General features: G+C 74.7%; 3 protein-coding genes. 2 read left to right on the top strand and 1 reads right to left on the bottom strand.

Annotated elements, in window-relative coordinates; all coding sequences use genetic code 11:
- A partial coding sequence (locus tag ABD308_RS00895) for a DUF418 domain-containing protein (protein ID WP_486327002.1) occupies positions 1 to 507 on the bottom strand: 507 nt, incomplete at its 3' end.
- A 105-nt stretch (positions 508 to 612) separates the two neighbouring features.
- Here ABD308_RS00895 and ABD308_RS00890 point away from each other — a divergent pair.
- Together ABD308_RS00890 and ABD308_RS00885 are read left to right on the top strand one after the other, a co-directional pair.
- Positions 613 to 1,236 carry a GNAT family N-acetyltransferase gene (locus ABD308_RS00890; protein WP_344323305.1) on the top strand — a complete coding sequence of 208 codons (624 nt, stop codon included), beginning with the start codon at positions 613 to 615 and terminating at the stop codon, positions 1,234 to 1,236.
- Positions 1,237 to 1,440: 204 nt separating this feature from the next.
- Positions 1,441 to 1,764, top strand: a 324-nt coding sequence (locus ABD308_RS00885) for an effector-associated constant component EACC1 (protein WP_425554664.1), incomplete at its 3' end; no start/stop codon positions are given.

Below are 1,764 nucleotides of genomic sequence, written 5' to 3'. Positions count from 1 at the left end.
GGCCCGGTCGCCGCCGTCGGCGCCGCGCAGGGCCAGGGCGAGCAGCAGGTAGGCGACGGCGGTGACGGCGAACAGGACGACGGCCGTGCGGACCGCGGTGCGCGGCCGGATCCGGTGCACGGCGAGCAGGATCAGCCCGAGCGCCGCGTAGGTGGTGAGGATGTCGCCGGGGAAGAGCAGGACGGCGTGCAGCAGCCCGAGCGCGAACAGGCCGGCCAGGCGGCGCAGGAAACGCGGGGTGAAGCGGGCGCCGCGCCGTTCGGCGGAGTCGAGCTGCAGGGTGAAGGCGTAGCCGAAGAGGAACGAGAACAGCAGGAAGAACTTGGCCTCGAACAGCAGCGCCACCACGGCCCGCACGCCGGTGTCGAGCGCCGAGCCGAAGCCGGGCTCCTCGACGCCGGTGCCGTGGTAGGCGGAGGCGAGGTAGGTGATGTTGACCGTCAGGATGCCGAACAGCGCGAAGCCGCGCAGTGCGTCGACGTGTGCGAGCCGGGTCTGCCGCCCCATGGGATCCCCTCCAGAAACTATCGCTCTTGAAACTCTCGTATCGAGAATGAACGTTATATGATCGATAGCGCAAGTCCGGCCATCAGAGGAAAGGGGCGCACCATCATGGGGATCACGGAGGGGAACGGCCGACCGGCGCTGCTGCGCGCGGTGCCGGCCGGTGCCGAGGCGCGGGTCGCCGAGCTCTACTGGGAGGCCTTCGGCCGCAAACTCGGCCCGGCGCTCAACCCGCCCGAGGCCGGCCGCGCCTTCATCGCCGCGCACCTGCACCACGACCGCGGCATCGTCGCCGTGCACGGCGACGAGGTGGTCGGCGTGGCGGGCTACCGGCTCGGCCGGCGCGGCCTGACCGGCGGCGGCCTCGGCGACGTGCTGGCCGCCTACGGCCCGTTCCGCGCCCTTCCCCGGCTCGCCGTCCTCGCCCTGTTCGAGCGCACCCCCGAACCGGGCGAGCTGGTCATGGACGGCATCGCCGTGGACGCCCACCGGCGCGGGCTCGGCACCGGCGGCCTGCTGCTCACCGAGGTCGCGGCCGTCGCCGCCGAGCACGGCTGCCACCGCGTCCGGCTCGACGTCATCGACGTCAACCCCCGCGCCCGCGCGCTCTACGAGCGCCACGGCTTCACGGCCGTCCGCACCGAGCGGACGCCGTACCTGCGCGCCCTGCTGGGCTTCGGCGCCGTCACCACCATGCACCGCCCGGTCACCCCGGCCGACGCCCGGGCCTGACAGCCCGGCACGAGCGGCGGCGGACGGCGGGCGCCACCTCGCACGGCGCCGCCGTCGTAGGCGCGTGCGTGCCGCCGTGCGCCCCGGTGTGTGCTGCCGTGCCCCCTGGCGGGTCCGGGTCGCGGCCGTCAAGATGGTCCGCGCACTGCTGGGCCGGAAGCGGGGCGAACCAGTCCGGACGAGCTGCTGGCGGGGGTAACGGCGATGACGCAGGTCTTCATCACGGTCGGAAACGGCGCGAACGGGAACGGCGCCGACGGGAACGGCGCGAGCGGAAGCGGCAGGAACGGAAGCAGCGGAAACGGGAGCGGTCCGGCCGGGGGCACGGACGTCCACGAGCTCGCCCGCTGGCTGGCCGACGAGCCCGCGCTGCGCGGCCGGGTGCGAACGGGCAGCAGCGGGCCGCCCGTCGCCGGGGCCATGGGGACGGTGAGCGACCTGCTGACGGTGGTGCTGGAGCCGGGCGGAGCGGCCACCGTGCTGATCGGGACGGTCGTCGCCTGGCTCCGCGGCCGCCGGGAGGGCCGG

Source organism: Kitasatospora putterlickiae, assembly GCF_039527695.1.
GTDB lineage: Bacteria > Actinomycetota > Actinomycetes > Streptomycetales > Streptomycetaceae > Kitasatospora > Kitasatospora putterlickiae.
The sequence above is the reverse complement of the archived record's forward strand: the minus strand, read 5'-3'. Positions and strand labels throughout refer to the sequence as shown.